The sequence below is a fragment of the Bradyrhizobium pachyrhizi genome (assembly GCF_029714545.1).
Taxonomy (GTDB): Bacteria; Pseudomonadota; Alphaproteobacteria; order Rhizobiales; family Xanthobacteraceae; genus Bradyrhizobium; species Bradyrhizobium pachyrhizi.
Window position 1 is genome coordinate 8,726,640 of record NZ_CP121667.1, and the last position, 12,884, is coordinate 8,739,523.

The 12,884-nt window shown below is 65.4% G+C and carries 15 protein-coding genes; 3 read left to right on the forward strand and 12 right to left on the reverse strand.

Annotated features, from left to right (window positions below):
- Positions 1-11: 11 nt before the first annotated feature.
- The 8 genes from QA639_RS41160 to QA639_RS41195 form a co-directional block, all read right to left on the reverse strand.
- Positions 12-866: a shikimate dehydrogenase gene (locus QA639_RS41160; protein ID WP_283088887.1), complete on the reverse strand. Its 855-nt coding sequence runs from the start codon at positions 864-866 to the stop codon at positions 12-14.
- 11 nt (positions 867-877) lie between these two features.
- Positions 878-1,345 carry an SRPBCC domain-containing protein gene (locus tag QA639_RS41165; RefSeq protein ID WP_283088888.1) on the reverse strand — a complete coding sequence of 156 codons (468 nt, stop codon included), beginning with the start codon at positions 1,343-1,345 and terminating at the stop codon, positions 878-880.
- Positions 1,346-1,356: 11 nt separating this feature from the next.
- Positions 1,357-1,680, reverse strand: a complete 324-nt coding sequence (locus QA639_RS41170) for an ArsR/SmtB family transcription factor (RefSeq protein ID WP_283088889.1) — start codon at positions 1,678-1,680, stop codon at positions 1,357-1,359.
- Between the two features lie 138 nt (positions 1,681-1,818).
- On the reverse strand, positions 1,819-2,421 hold the full coding sequence (pcaG, locus tag QA639_RS41175) for a protocatechuate 3,4-dioxygenase subunit alpha (RefSeq protein WP_283088890.1): 603 nt from the start codon (positions 2,419-2,421) through the stop codon (positions 1,819-1,821).
- Positions 2,422-3,123 (reverse strand): protocatechuate 3,4-dioxygenase subunit beta, encoded by a 702-nt coding sequence (gene pcaH, locus QA639_RS41180; RefSeq protein WP_283088891.1) that lies wholly within the window; start codon positions 3,121-3,123, stop codon positions 2,422-2,424.
- A gap of 38 nt (positions 3,124-3,161) precedes the next feature.
- A complete protein-coding gene (locus QA639_RS41185) occupies positions 3,162-3,701 on the reverse strand; it encodes a 4-hydroxylaminobenzoate lyase (RefSeq protein ID WP_157347004.1) in 540 nt (179 codons plus the stop codon).
- 14 nt (positions 3,702-3,715) lie between these two features.
- On the reverse strand, positions 3,716-4,444 hold the full coding sequence (locus QA639_RS41190; RefSeq protein WP_283088892.1) for a nitroreductase: 729 nt from the start codon (positions 4,442-4,444) through the stop codon (positions 3,716-3,718).
- The gene (locus tag QA639_RS41195; RefSeq protein WP_428841126.1) at positions 4,420-5,649 is read right to left on the reverse strand and encodes an ABC transporter substrate-binding protein; all 1,230 of its coding nucleotides are present in this window, start codon (positions 5,647-5,649) and stop codon (positions 4,420-4,422) included. The genes QA639_RS41190 and QA639_RS41195 overlap by 25 nt, the downstream gene beginning before the upstream one ends.
- Positions 5,650-5,876: 227 nt before the next feature.
- Between QA639_RS41195 and QA639_RS41200 the strand changes: the two genes are divergently transcribed.
- Positions 5,877-6,854: a LysR family transcriptional regulator gene (locus tag QA639_RS41200; RefSeq protein WP_283088893.1), complete on the forward strand. Its 978-nt coding sequence runs from the start codon at positions 5,877-5,879 to the stop codon at positions 6,852-6,854.
- 132 nt (positions 6,855-6,986) lie between these two features.
- On the opposite strand, the gene QA639_RS41205 is transcribed toward QA639_RS41200, so the two are convergent.
- Positions 6,987-8,171, reverse strand: a complete 1,185-nt coding sequence (locus QA639_RS41205) for an ABC transporter substrate-binding protein (RefSeq protein WP_283088894.1) — start codon at positions 8,169-8,171, stop codon at positions 6,987-6,989.
- A 214-nt stretch (positions 8,172-8,385) separates the two neighbouring features.
- On the opposite strand from QA639_RS41205, the gene QA639_RS41210 reads away from it, so the two are divergent.
- The gene (locus tag QA639_RS41210) at positions 8,386-8,979 is read left to right on the forward strand and encodes a MarR family winged helix-turn-helix transcriptional regulator (RefSeq protein WP_160321711.1); all 594 of its coding nucleotides are present in this window, start codon (positions 8,386-8,388) and stop codon (positions 8,977-8,979) included.
- On the opposite strand, the gene QA639_RS41215 is transcribed toward QA639_RS41210, so the two are convergent.
- From QA639_RS41215 to QA639_RS41225, 3 genes are all read right to left on the reverse strand, one after another.
- Entirely contained in the window at positions 8,976-10,235 is a 1,260-nt protein-coding gene (locus QA639_RS41215; protein WP_283088895.1) for an NAD(P)/FAD-dependent oxidoreductase, read from the reverse strand. The genes QA639_RS41210 and QA639_RS41215 overlap by 4 nt on opposite strands.
- A complete protein-coding gene (locus tag QA639_RS41220) occupies positions 10,232-10,588 on the reverse strand; it encodes a non-heme iron oxygenase ferredoxin subunit (RefSeq protein WP_051376436.1) in 357 nt (118 codons plus the stop codon). Before QA639_RS41220 ends, QA639_RS41215 begins: the two co-directional genes overlap by 4 nt.
- Positions 10,589-10,662: 74 nt before the next feature.
- A complete protein-coding gene (locus tag QA639_RS41225; RefSeq protein WP_157347012.1) occupies positions 10,663-11,886 on the reverse strand; it encodes a Rieske 2Fe-2S domain-containing protein in 1,224 nt (407 codons plus the stop codon).
- Positions 11,887-11,988: 102 nt separating this feature from the next.
- On the opposite strand from QA639_RS41225, the gene QA639_RS41230 reads away from it, so the two are divergent.
- The gene (locus tag QA639_RS41230; protein WP_157347014.1) at positions 11,989-12,864 is read left to right on the forward strand and encodes an SDR family NAD(P)-dependent oxidoreductase; all 876 of its coding nucleotides are present in this window, start codon (positions 11,989-11,991) and stop codon (positions 12,862-12,864) included.
- Positions 12,865-12,884 lie beyond the last annotated feature (20 nt).

The window sequence follows — 12,884 nt, forward strand, 5'->3', positions numbered from 1 at the left end:
GTCTCCGCCCCTCAGGCGGGCGGAGAGTAGCGTGCGGCCATCACCGCGTCGAACGCATTTGCCATGACATCCGTCGAAGGCATCATTGTCGTGAACAGTTCGAACGCGTCCGCTGCTGCGTAGATCGCCAGATCGCGCCCGGTCAGGACTCTGGCGCCCTTGGCCTTGGCCGCCGACAGCAGCGGCGTCCAGAGCGGCGTGTACACCGCATCGGCGACCCACATCGACGGATGCAACAAGCTGTCCGGCACGGGACTGTCGCGGCTCGGCAGCATGCCGACCGGCGTTGCGTTGACGACGCCGGTCGCGCCATCGACCGCGGCCTCGACGCTGGCGACACCACGAACCGCATGACGGCCGGCCAGCTGACCGGCCAGCCGCGCGACCCTGGCGGCATCGGCGTCGAAGATGCGGAGCTCGCCGACACCGAGGCCGGCGAGCGCGAAGGCGATCGCCTTGCCGACGCCGCCGGCACCGATCAGCGCGATCGGGCCGCGCGACGCGCTGGCAAGCAGAGGTTCGATCGCGCGCGCAAAGCCCGTCGCATCGGTGTTGTGCCCGACCAGAAGCGTGCCATCGGCGACGATGGTGTTGACCGCGTCGATCGCGCGCGCATCGGGTGCGAGGTCATCGAGCAGCTCGACCACCGCCTCCTTGTAGGGAAAGGTGACGTTGACGCCGGCAAAGCCGAGCCGCCGGATACCCTCCAGCATCGCACGCAGATCGTCGCGTCCAGCGCCCTTGACCTCGATGAGCTGGTAGTGACAGCGGACGCCGAGCGCTGCTGCCGCCTCCTCGTGCATCGCAGGCGCCGCCGAATGCGCGATCGGATAGCCAATCAGCCCCGTCAGGAAACGGTCGCGCATTGTCCCTCACGTCAGTCGCTCATGCGGTCGAGCCGAGCATAGCTGTCTTCCATGCCGTGCTCCATGCCGGTCGCGAGCATCGCCGCGCGCGTTTCGGCATCCGGCAACGTCATCCGCATCGTCATCAGGGTGCCGCCGCCGTCGGGCGCAAAGCGCGTCTCGACCTGATTATCCGGCGTCGGATCCGGCAGATGCATGCGCTCGACATGCACGATGCGGCTGAACGGTTCGAGCGCGAGATATTCGCCGGTCAAACGAAAGCCGCCGCCCTTGCCGTCGGTCCATTCGTAGCGGATTCGGCCGCCGGGCCTCGCCTCGCTGATGCAGACCGGCATGGTCCAGCCGTCGGGACCGAGCAGCCATTTTTGCAACAGCTCCGGCTCGGTATGCGCGCGATACACCGCCTCCGGCGGCGCGACGAAGCGCCTGGTGACGACGACATAGCGGTCGCCTTCGGTCTTCAGCGTCAACTTGCTCATGGGGATACCCTTCACTGCTCGGGCTTCATTGCGGCCAGCACGTCGTCCAGCCGGTCGTAATTGGTTTCCAGCGCGCGGCGCAGCATGCCGAGCCATTGATCGATCTCGGCCACCGCTGATGGCGCGAGCCGGCACGGCCGCTTGGTGCCCTCGATCCGCCGCACGATCAGGCCGGCGCCCTCGAGCACCTTGAGATGGCGGGAGATCGCGGGTTGGGTCATGTCGAACGGCTCGACCAGCTCCATCACAGTCGCCTCGCCCAGCGCGAGGCGCGCCAGGATCGCCCGGCGGGTCGGGTCGGCGAGCGCAGAAAAGGCGTCATCGAGGTTGGCCATGCTTGATCTCAATCGGTTATATAACGATATTGTTATATAACCGAAGATGCATGGTCAAGCGAAATCCGCTGCGGCGAACGCGCGCAGCGGATTTCGGTCCCTTCAATGCTGCAATTGCCCGCCGCTGGCGGCGCGCAGCTAGACGTCGAAGAACACCGTCTCGTTGTCGCCCTGCAGATGGACGTCGAAGGTGTAGACGGTGCTCGCGCCGGCGTTGCGCCTGGCGATCAGCGTCGGGCGGCGGTCGGCCGGAACCAGCGCCAGCGTGGAATCTGTGGCGTTGCCGGCTTCGTCGTCGAAATAGATCCGGGTGTAGAGATGCAGCAGCATGCCGCGCGCGAACACCGCGAGCCCGATGTGCGGCGCCTGCGGCTTGCCGTCGGCATCCGGCACCACGCCGGGCTTGATGGTGTCGAAGGCGTAGCCGCCGCCCTTGTCGGTGCCGCAGCGGCCAAAGCCCTTGAACGAGGAGTTCGGCAGCGCCCGCGCATCCTGCGGATCGGAGAAGCGCCCTTGCGCGTCGGCCTGCCAGATCTCCAGCATGCAATCCGGGATCACCGCGCCGTCGCCGTCATAGACCCTGCCCTCGACGCGGATGCGCTCGCCCGAGACGTCAGGCGTCAGGAGGTTATTGGTGAAGGCGTCGTTCCACTCATATTCGCCGTTCGGCGTCAGGCCGTATTTGAAATAGGGGCCGACGGTCTGCGAAGGCGTGATTCCATCAGGACGCGGGTTCGACACTTACCTGGTCTCCATCGGCGTGGCACTCTGCCCGCGCAGCACGATATCGAAGCGGTAGCACAGCGCCCATTCCGGCTTGGTATTCTCGAGATCGAAGGACGAGATCATCCGCGCCCGCGCCTTCTCGTCCGTCACCGAGTTGAAGATCGGATCGAACGGAAACAGCGGATCGCCGGGAAAGTACATCTGGGTCACGAGACGCGAGACGAACGAATGGCCGAACACCGAGAAGTGGATATGCGCCGGCCGCCAGGCATTGTGGTGATTGCCCCACGGATAGGCGCCGGGCTTGATGGTGATGAACTTGTAGTAGCCCTTGGCATCGCTCTGCGTCCGGCCGGCGCCCGTGAAGTTCGGATCGAGCGGCGCCGGGTGCTGGTCGACGACATGAACGTAGCGGCCGCAGGCATTGGCCTGCCACAGCTCGACCAGCGTGTTGGGCACGCCGCGGCCATCCTCGTCGAGCACATAACCATGCACGATGATGCGCTCGCCGAGCGGCTCGCCCTTGGCCTGGATGGTGAGATCATTGTCATGCGCGCGCACGCTCTCATGGCCATAGACCGGCCCGGTCAATTCCGAGAGCGTGTGCCGCATCGGGATCAGCGGCTTCGTGGGCGCGCGCCTGATCGCGCTCCGGTACGCAGGCGACAGGCGCGCGGGATGGATGCTGTTCGAAGCGACCGGGTAGATCAACGTCATGTGCTTTCTCCAGACCGGATTGCCGCCCGCGCCGGATGTCAGGCCGGCGCCTTGAAATCGTAGGAGATGCGCCCGGCCGGCAGATAGAACAGCGCGATGACCGCGCCGCCCCTCACCTCCGGATAGTGCCGGCTGCCGGGATCCGGCGCGGTCCAGCCCGGCCCCTGCCAGCCCTGCAACCCCTTCAGCTGCGCGCCCTTGTCGAGCGGAACGACGAGGTTGAGCTCGCCATAGGGGTGGCCGTGATATTGCCCGCGCAGCACGTCATGATCGTCCTCGTCCTTGAAGCGGCGCGGATCGGCGCTGTTCATGTAGACCGCGGTGATGCTGAACTGGAACGTCTCGGGGACCGGCTCAAGGATGCGGCTGCGCCGATAGTTCGGGCCCTCCACCTCCTGGTTCGCCGCCCAACCCTCTGCGACTCCCATTTTGATGAGGCGGGCGAGATCCTGGTACAGCGCGCTGTCCTCTCCATAGGTCTCGTTGAGCCATCGCTCCATCGCCGCGCTCGGTGTCATGTCCTTGACCTCGCGCAGAAACGGAATGCTGCGTTCGATAAGCTGTTCCCGGCTTCCCATGACTTTCTCCTGGTCTAATCCTCGAAACCCTTGAAGGAGGCGAATGCCTCCACATCCGCGCGCGGCATCAGCCGCGCGCGCGACCGCTCCCTCGGGTGGCCCAGCGAGATCCCGCAGGCCACCATCTGCTCGGCGGGGATCGACAACAGCGGACGCAATATCCGGTGGAATCTGGCGAAGGTTTCCTGCGGACAGGATTGCAGCCCGCGTCCGACCGCCGCCAGCATCACGTTCTGGATGAACATGCCGAGATCGAGCCAGCTTCCCATCGCGAGGCGCCGATCGATGGTGACGATCAATCCAACCGGCGCGCCGAAGAACATGAAGTTCTTTGCGGTCTGCCGGCTCCTCGCCGCAATGTCGCTTTGCGCGATCCCGAGCGAGTCATAGAACAATCGCCCGAACTCCTGGCGACGGCCGAGATACGGCTCGGGGAAGGCGCTGGCGTAGTATTGATATTCGGAGACGTGCTCGTTCGGCTCGTTCTCAAATGCATGCAGCAGCGCAGCGGACACCTCGGTTTTGGCGGCGCCGGCGAGCACGTAGACGTGCCAGGGCTGGATGTTGGCGCCGCTCGGCGCGAACCGCGCCACGCGCAGGATCTGTTCGACGGTCGAGCGCGGGACCGGACCGGCGGAGAACTCGCGGCACGACAGCCGGCCGGCGATCACCTCGTCGATCGGATTGCGCGCGGCTCCGCGCGCCGCGTCGCGGTCGATCACGACTTCTTCACGAGCGAGCATCCGCCGTCCTCCATCGGTCTGAAGGCCTCCTCCCCCGGGATCGTGGCCAGCAGCTGGTAGTAGTCGAACTGGTATTTCGATTCCTCCGGCGACTTGACGCGGAACAGATACATGTCGCGGACCAGCCGGCCGTCGGGACGGATCCTGCCGTTGCGGGTCATGAAATCGTTGACCGGCAATTCGCGCATCTTGGCCGCGACCGTCGGCCCATCAAGCGTGCCGGCGGCTTCAACCGCCTTGAGGTAGTGCATGACCGCACCATAGGTACCGGCATGGATCATGGTGGGCACCTTCTTCGTCTTCTCGATGAAGCGCTTCGACCAGGTGCGCGTCTCGTCGTTGAGGTCCCAATAGAATGCGGAGCTCAGCATCAGGCCTTGCGCGCTCTGCAGCCCGAGGCTGTGAATGTCGGCGATGAAGACGATCAGGCCGGCAAGCTTCTGCCCGCGCGTCACGCCGAATTCGCCGGCCTGCTTCACCGCGTTGATGAAGTCGCCGCCGGCATCGGCGAGCGCGATCACGTCGGCCCTGGAGGCCTGCGCCTGCAACAGGAAGGACGAGAAATCGGGCGTGTTGATCGGGTGTTTCACCGCGCCGACCACCTTGCCGCCGGTGGCGTCGATCACCTTGCGGCTGTCGGCCTCGAGCTGCGCGCCGAGCGAATAGTCGGCCGAAAGGAAGAACCAGGACTTGGCGCCGAGGCGCGAAATCGCCCTCGTCGTCCCCTGCGACAGCGCATAGGTATCGTAGGTCCAGTGGATGCCGGTCGGCGAGCACTCGTCGCCGGTCAGCCGGGACGTCGCCGCGCCGGTGGCGAGAAACAGCTTCTTCTTGTCGCGCGTGATGCCCTGCACCGCCAGCGCGACCGCGGAATTCGGGACGTCGAGGATGGCCTCGACATTGTCGTTCTCCAGCCAGCGCCGGGCAATCGCCGAGCCGATATCCGCCTTGTTCTGGTGATCGCCGGCAACGATCTCGATCGGGCGGCCCAGCACCTTGCCCTTGAAATCGTCCACCGCCATCTGCGCGGCGACCACCGAACCCTGGCCGCCATTGTCGGCATAGAGCGACGACATGTCGGTCAGCACGCCGAGCCTGACCGGCCCGCTCTGTGCAATCGCCGATGTCCCTGTCGCCATCAGCATCAACGCCAGTCCGATCGATTTACGCGCGCCACTTCGGGCCGCCATCACCCAGGCCTTCATCGCTGTTCTCCTCCCAACCCGGTGCGGGCAATCTTGGCCAGAACGCCGCGTTGCGGAAGTGAAAGTCTTGCACGGTGATCCTGAACCGGCTTCAGATGGCCGGTGGTGACAGCATGGCAGCTCGCGGAGAAACCGCTCGGTTGCATCCGCCAGGCGGCTGGCCTTAACTGCGGCCGATCGCGGAATTTTGCCGAGGCGAACGATCCGCTACAGACAGGACTCGCATCGTGTCCGTTTCCTTCAAGACCCTCGATCTGAATCTGCTCAAGGTATTCGACGCCGTCATGGAGGAGCGCAGCGTGCTGCGGGCCAGCCAGAAGGTCGCGCTGAGCCAGTCCGCCGTCAGCCACTCGCTGGCGCGGCTGCGCGAGATGCTGGACGACGACCTGTTCGTGCGCACGGCCACTGGCATGCAGCCGACCGCGCGCGCGTTGACGATGGCGCCGCAGGTTCGCCAGGCGCTGCGATCGCTGGAGGCTGCGGTCGAGCTGCCGACCTTCGCGCCGGCGGCCTCCACCAAGCCGTTCACGTTGGCCGCCAACGACTTCACGACGATGGTGCTGGCGCCGCCGCTGCTGAAGATCCTGGGCCGCGAAGCTCCGGCGATCGACCTCACCATCAAGCCGGTGACGCGGATCGATCTTGCCGAGCAGATCGACCTCGGCCGCATCGACGTCGCGATCGGCGTGTTCTCGTCGCCACCGAGCCGCTTCCGCACCGCGCTGTTGTTCGAATATGACGACGTGCTGATCGTCGGCAAAAAGCGCAAGCTTGGCCGGCTCGACAAGGCAAAGCTCGCGACCCTGCCGCTGGTCGTCGTGTCCTTTGGCGGCGAGCAGGAGGGCGCGATCGGCGGCTTCATCTCCGAGCGCGGGCTCGCCCGGCGTTCGGAGATGTACGACCGCCCCGCGCTCGAACGGGCCCTCTCCGACAGCGACCGGCCGCCGCGGATCGCCGTCTCGCTGCCGCATTTCCTTGCCGTGCCCGCACTGCTGATCGATTCCGAGTTAGCCGCGATCGTTCCGCGGCCGCTGGCGCGTGCGCTCGAGCGGGCGCATGCGATCACGACCTATGAACTGCCCTACACCACGACGTCCGTGGAGGTTCGACTGCTCTGGCACGAACGCGTCGAGGACGAGCCTTCGCACGAATGGCTTCACGAGGTGCTCCGGCGCGCCACCGAAGAGCTCAGGCGCGGCCGCTAACGGCGATGAAATTAGGTCGGATCGTCATCGCGCTTTAGCTCGTTATTTGAGCATGTTCTTTTCGAAAAACTGCTTCGCACCTTCCGGATCATGCTTTGGCGGCCGGCCGCGCTTCACCACAATTCGCGGCCCTCATTGCGCAGCCATGCTACCGGACATCGGAACCCAGCGCTCGCCGTCGAAACGCTGCGGGCGCAACGACGTGATCAGGCGATAATCATCCGGACTGGTGTTGACGGTGATGCCCGGAATCAGACCCGGCAGCGCCAGGTTCTTCAGCGCGGTGGCCTGCTTCATAAGATTTTGCCGGGACAGATCGTTGCCGCAGGCCTCGATGACCTTGGTCATCAGCACAGCGACGTTCCATCCGGTGAAGTTGAGCTGATCCTCGATATCGCCCTCGGGATAGTATTTTTTCATGAAAGCCAGCCATTCCAGATAGGCGGAATCGTTGGCCCATTCGGGATCGCCGACCGACTTGGTCGGCGTCGCCGAGATCGCCCCCTTGGCGTTGTCGAGCCCGGCGGGCTTGAGGATCGTCGGCACGAAGTTGCTGCCGATCGGCAGGAACTGCTGCGCGCGCCAGCCGAGCTCGCCCGCCTTGCGGATCGCCTGCGAGGTAAACTTGCCGGTCGATGCATTGAGGAAGACGTTGGCGTTGGTGCTCGCCAGCGCCACGACCTGCGAATCGACCGTCGGCGACGTGACTTCGTAGGGCGAGGCCGCGACGATCTCGGCCTTGGGATCGAGCCGCACCAGTTCGGCCTTGAAGCTGCGGAGATATTCGCGGCCGTAGTCGTCGTTCTGGTACAGCACCGCGACGCGCGCGCCGGGCGTGTGCTGAGCCACCAGCCGCGCGTAGATCGCGGCCTCCGTGCTGAACAGCGTCATCCCCGAGATGGTGTAGGGACTGGTCTTCGGATCGGCAAAGCGCTCGCTTGCCGCGAACACGAACAGCTGAGGAATCTTCTTGGCGTTGAGATATTTCTGCACCGCGGCATTCTGCGCCGTTCCCATGCTGCCGAAGATCGCGACCGCCTCGTCATTCTCGATCAGCCTGCGCGTCTGCTCCACCGCCTTCGGCGGGCTGTAGCCGTCGTCGAGCGAGATCAGCTTGACCTTGTGGCCATTGATGCCGCCGCGATCGTTGATCATCTGAAAATAGCGGGTCTGCACCTTACCGACGGCGCTCAGGGCCGACGCCGGCCCGCTATAGGGCATGGTCTGGCCAAGGATCAATTCGGTCTCGGCAGCGCCGGCCGAGCCGCAGGCCGCGACCAAGGCCGCGAATATGATGACAGCGCGAAGTCCGCGCATACGCTCCTCCCTTGTTTCTTACCCGGAATATTCTTCCTAGGAAGATAATTGTCAACCTCGACGAAAGGCGGCAAATGGCCGCTCCGCCGAGCGATGCGCTTGTGTGAAGCGATCGCAGGAACTTGCGGGGGCGACACGTCAATTCGACGATGCTAGATTGCTGCGACGCATGGCGCCGGCGCCCTTGGCGCGGGACGAAGGGGACTGGAAGGGAATGAAGAAAAGCAGCGTGTCACGCCGCGCCGAACCTGCGATCAAGCCGCCGCCTACGCCCGACAGCACCCTTTACGACGACATCGAAGCCGCCTGGCTTGCACAGCGCCCCGACCTCGACCTTGCCGCGGCCTGCACCTTGTTGCGGCTCGAGCGCGTCAACCAGCTGCACGAAATGCGCCTGCAGGACATCGCGAAGGCCGTCGGCCTGCAAACCGGCGAGCTCTATGTCCTGCTGGCGCTCCGGCGCTCCGGGAAGCCGTACGAGTTGCGCCCGACCGACCTGTTCCGCGCGCTCCTCGTCACGTCGGGTGCCATGACCAAGCGCGTGGCGCGGCTTCAGGAAGGCGGCTTCGTCCTCCGCGTCTCGGCCAGCGACGACGGCCGTTCGGAACTGGTCCGCCTCACCGCCAAGGGTCTTGCGACCGCCGACCGCGGCATTGCCGAGGTGGCAAGGGTGGTCGAGGCCGTGACCGAAGCAAGTGGACTGACCAAGGCGGAGCTCGCGATGCTGGACCGCTGCCTGCGCAAGCTGCTCGCGGTCAGAGCCGTAAAGGCGCCGAAGAAGTCCGGCCGGCTTGCGGCGGCGGATTAGCTCTGCCGCCGGCAACATGACGCAACGGCCTTGTTGCCCGTCTTCAGCAGCGCTTTGAGATCGCATGAACTGTCTTCGGCCTGGTCGGGCGTCGGCGAAATACCCGCTGCGATCAGGCGCCGCGCCACCATCTGGTCGGCGGGATTGTTGATGCTGTCGACTGCGACGAGCTTGCCCTCCCGGTAGCTGAACACAGAGAACCGGCCGGCTTCGATCGCGCCGCGGATCGCGATCCGGTCGCTGCGCGCCGAGTGCCCGACGATCTGAAGCTTGAGATCGTGTTGATCCGACCAGAACCTCGGCACGCTGTCATAAGGCTCATGGCTTTCCGCGATCGCAAGTCCGACTGCCCGTCCCTGGTCCTGCGCGTGCTGAACCGACTCCAGCCTGATCCATCCTCCCGCGAAGCGGCTGTAGTGATTGGCGCAGTCGCCGGCGGCATAGATGCCCGGGCATGCCGTCCGGCCGTGCTCATCCACCACGACGCCGTTGGCGCAATCCAGCCCCGCGGCAACGGCGAGCTCATCATTGGCGATGCCGCCAATGCCGACCACGACAAGGTCGGCGCCGAGACGGACGCCTCCGTTCAGCTCGACCGCCGCGATCCGTCCGCCATCGCCGATCATTGCCGAAACGGCCGTGCCGAACTTCACCGCAACGCCCGCTCGTACGTGACGATCGAGCAGGAAGCGCGACACCACCGGAGAGACCGCCCGCTCGAGCAACCGCGACGCGGCCTCGATCACGGTCACCTTCTTGCCGAGCTTGGCCGCCGAGGACGCCACCTCGAGCCCGATGAAGCCGCCGCCGACGATCACGATCTCGCTGGCCCCGCCGAGTCTCGCCCTGAGGTCGGCGGCATCGGCGATCGATCTGAGATAGCAGACCCCGTCGAGGTCGGCGCCACGGACCGCGATCCTGCGCGCGCGCGAGCCGGTGGCAATGACGAGGCGTTCGAAGTCGAGGACTGCGCCGTCGGCCAATGCCACCTGGCCGGCGCTGCGACCGATCCCGACAACGCGGTTGGCAAGACACAGCTCGATCCTGTTGTCGGAGAAAACAGCCTCGTCGTGCATCAGCAGGCCCTGCGCGCTGATCTCGTCGAGCAGAAAATCCTTCGACAGCGGCGGACGCTGATATGGCAGCGCGCTCTCATCGGCGATCACGGTCACCGGCTCGGCATAGCCGGCTTCACGCGCGGTGAGGGTGGCCTGAATGCCGGCATAGGAAGCGCCGATGACGACAAGGCCGCTCACGGCTTGACGTCCGCACCGCCATCACCGGCGGTTTCCAGGGCGGCGCCGCCGTCGAGCAGCACATAGACCTCGCCGTCGCGGATCTCGACCTTGAACGCCTCGATATTCCTGTAGGCGCTCGACCGGCATTTGCCGTCACGGACATCGAACATCGCGCCGTGCAGCGGGCATTCGATCACATGTCCTTCGAGAAACCCTGTCGACAACAGCGCAAACGCGTGCGAGCAGACGTCGTCGGTCGCGAAGACGTCGTCGTCGACCTTGTAGAGCGCAACGCGCCGCTCGCCGAGCTTGAAGCCCAACGGCTCCCCTTCCGACAGTTTCGCGGCGGCGCACAGATGGTGCCAGGTCATGAGATAGCGTCTCCTGGGTCGATGCGGAGAAATCGGCGCGGAGACAATGCCCGCGCCCAAGGCGTCAAATCCGATCAGCGCGGAATCTGCCGCCAATCCTCGGCAGCGGAGGCGAGCCGTCCGCCGACGGCGCGGATGTCCTTGTAGGACATGACCTCGCTCTGGCCGCTTTTCGGCGCCTTGCCGTTCATGAAGCCGCGCACCTCGTCGAGCAGCTGGCGACGCACCCTGACAATCGCCTGGTCCGCCGAGCAGAGATATTCCTGCGAACGGTCGACGATCGGCCCCATGCTGACCATGACAACGAAATCCTCGATGACGATCTCATGGAAGCCGGTGCTGTTGCCGGCATCCATGATCTGGCGATTCTGCCCCCAATTGTTGCTTTGATCGCCCGGCAGGCCGCCGGCCATCGGCCACTGGTTGGCGCGCTGCACCTTGCGCCAGGAATCCACCGGCTTCTCGGGATTATAGAAGATGTACCACTGGATCAGGTTCTCGTCGTCGATCGGCACCGCAATGATCGCGGTGCGGTCCTGCTGCGGCCCGGAGAAGATCGGCGCGATCAAGCCATAGTAGGGCATCACGAACTCGGTGACTCGGGCGAGGCACGATCCGTCCGGTGCGGTGCGCAGCGCCGCGGCCCGGAAACCATAGGGCTTCTTGTCGAACTCGTAAGCGACCTCGGTGTTGACGCGCGTCGCGCCGAAATCGGTCGACGACGTCGCGGTCCAGCTCTGGTGCAGCAACGCGACATGCGAGGAATCGATGGTGGCCTCGACGCCCTGCAGCCAATTGGCTTTGAGTTCGATGCCGGCCGCGTAGACCTGATCCGGCGGCAGATCCATCCATTCGAAGTCGGGCGCGGGCGGCGCCGCGCCCTCGCCGAGCCAGACCCAGATCAGCCCGGCGCCTTCGCGCGCCGGATAGGCTTTCGCCTTCACGGTCCTGGCGAATTCCTTCGGATTGTTCGGCTCGTTGGGAACGTCGAGCACCTCGCCCTGCGCATTGATCTTCCAGCCGTGGAACAGGCAGGTCAGCGAACAGTCGTCGACCCGTGCCAACGCCAGCGACGCGCCGCGGTGCGGACAGGCCTCGTCGAGGAAGCCGACCGAACCGTCCTTGCCCCTGAACGCCACGAAGTTGCGGCCGAACAGCTTGACCCGAACCGGCGCCTCTCCCTTGCGGACGCGCACCGAGAGAACCGCCGGCAGCCAATAATGCTGCCGCAGCATCCGTCCCATCGGCGCGTCACCCGTGACGCGGCACAGCAATTCGTTCTCTTCCCTCGTGACCATCGCGAAACCTCCCTGATTGACGCCTTTGCCATTCCATGCCAAATATCTTCCTAGGAAGATTATTGTCAAGTTATCTTCCGAAGAAGCCATATGGGAGACATCATGACCAAGGGACGCCTCAAGGATCGCATCGCGCTGGTGACGGGAGGTAGCCGCGGGGTCGGCAAGGGCGTGGCGATCGGCCTTGCCGAGGCCGGCGCGACCGTGATCGTCACGGCGCGCACGCGCAACAGCGGCGGATCGGAATGGCCGGGCTCGCTCGACGAGACCATCGCCGCGGTCGACGAGGCCGGCGGCCGCGGCATCGGCCTTTTGTGCGATCACTCCGACGACGGCTCGGTGCGGGAAGTCTTCGACCTGATCCGACACAACCACGGCCGGCTCGACGTGCTGGTCAACAACGTGTTCGCGGCGCCGAACGTGATGCCGGTGAATATCCCGTTCTGGCAGGTGCCGGCCTCGCTGTGGGACACCATGCACCGCGTCGGGCTGCGCTCGCATTTCGTCGCCAGCCAGTTGGCGGTGCCGCTGATGCTGCCGCAGCAACGCGGCCTGATCGTCAACACGTCGTCGGGCGGCGGCGTCAGATACACGTTCAACGTTCCGTTCGGCGTGCAGAAATCAGGCGTCGACCGGATGGCGCGCGACATGGCGCATGAGCTGAAGCCGTTCGGCATTGCCGCCGTCTCGATCTGGCCCGGCTACATCAAGAGCGAGAAGCTTGCGGCGCAGCCCGATCGCGTCCCGCCGGCGCTCGCCAAACTGATCGCCGAACGCGGCGAGACGCCGGTGTTCGCCGGGCGTGCGGTGGCGGCACTCGCCGGCGATCCCGACGTCATGACCAAGAGCGGCCAGATCCTGCTCGCCTCGGAGCTGGCGGCCGAATATGGCTTCACCGACGTCGACGGAAAGGTCCCGCCGCCGCCGAGCCGCGATCCCGCGCCGCTCGCCATGTTCAAGCCAGGCGTCACGACTTGAGATCGGCCCGGGAGGGTGAT

Bases quoted from the DNA above. Each gene is read 5' to 3' on its own strand.
- QA639_RS41160 (WP_283088887.1), bottom strand. From the start codon at position 866: ATGCGCGACCGTTTCCTGACGGGGCTGATTGGCTATCCGATCGCGCAT.
- QA639_RS41165 (WP_283088888.1), bottom strand. From the start codon at position 1,345: ATGAGCAAGTTGACGCTGAAGACCGAAGGCGACCGCTATGTCGTCGTC.
- QA639_RS41170 (WP_283088889.1), bottom strand. From the start codon at position 1,680: ATGGCCAACCTCGATGACGCCTTTTCTGCGCTCGCCGACCCGACCCGC.
- pcaH (WP_283088891.1), bottom strand. From the start codon at position 3,123: ATGACGTTGATCTACCCGGTCGCTTCGAACAGCATCCATCCCGCGCGC.
- QA639_RS41185 (WP_157347004.1), bottom strand. From the start codon at position 3,701: ATGGGAAGCCGGGAACAGCTTATCGAACGCAGCATTCCGTTTCTGCGC.
- QA639_RS41190 (WP_283088892.1), bottom strand. From the start codon at position 4,444: ATGCTCGCTCGTGAAGAAGTCGTGATCGACCGCGACGCGGCGCGCGGA.
- QA639_RS41195 (WP_428841126.1), bottom strand. From the start codon at position 5,649: ATGAAGGCCTGGGTGATGGCGGCCCGAAGTGGCGCGCGTAAATCGATC.
- QA639_RS41205 (WP_283088894.1), bottom strand. From the start codon at position 8,171: ATGCGCGGACTTCGCGCTGTCATCATATTCGCGGCCTTGGTCGCGGCC.
- QA639_RS41210 (WP_160321711.1), top strand. From the start codon at position 8,386: ATGAAGAAAAGCAGCGTGTCACGCCGCGCCGAACCTGCGATCAAGCCG.
- QA639_RS41220 (WP_051376436.1), bottom strand. From the start codon at position 10,588: ATGACCTGGCACCATCTGTGCGCCGCCGCGAAACTGTCGGAAGGGGAG.
- QA639_RS41225 (WP_157347012.1), bottom strand. From the start codon at position 11,886: ATGGTCACGAGGGAAGAGAACGAATTGCTGTGCCGCGTCACGGGTGAC.
- QA639_RS41230 (WP_157347014.1), top strand. From the start codon at position 11,989: ATGACCAAGGGACGCCTCAAGGATCGCATCGCGCTGGTGACGGGAGGT.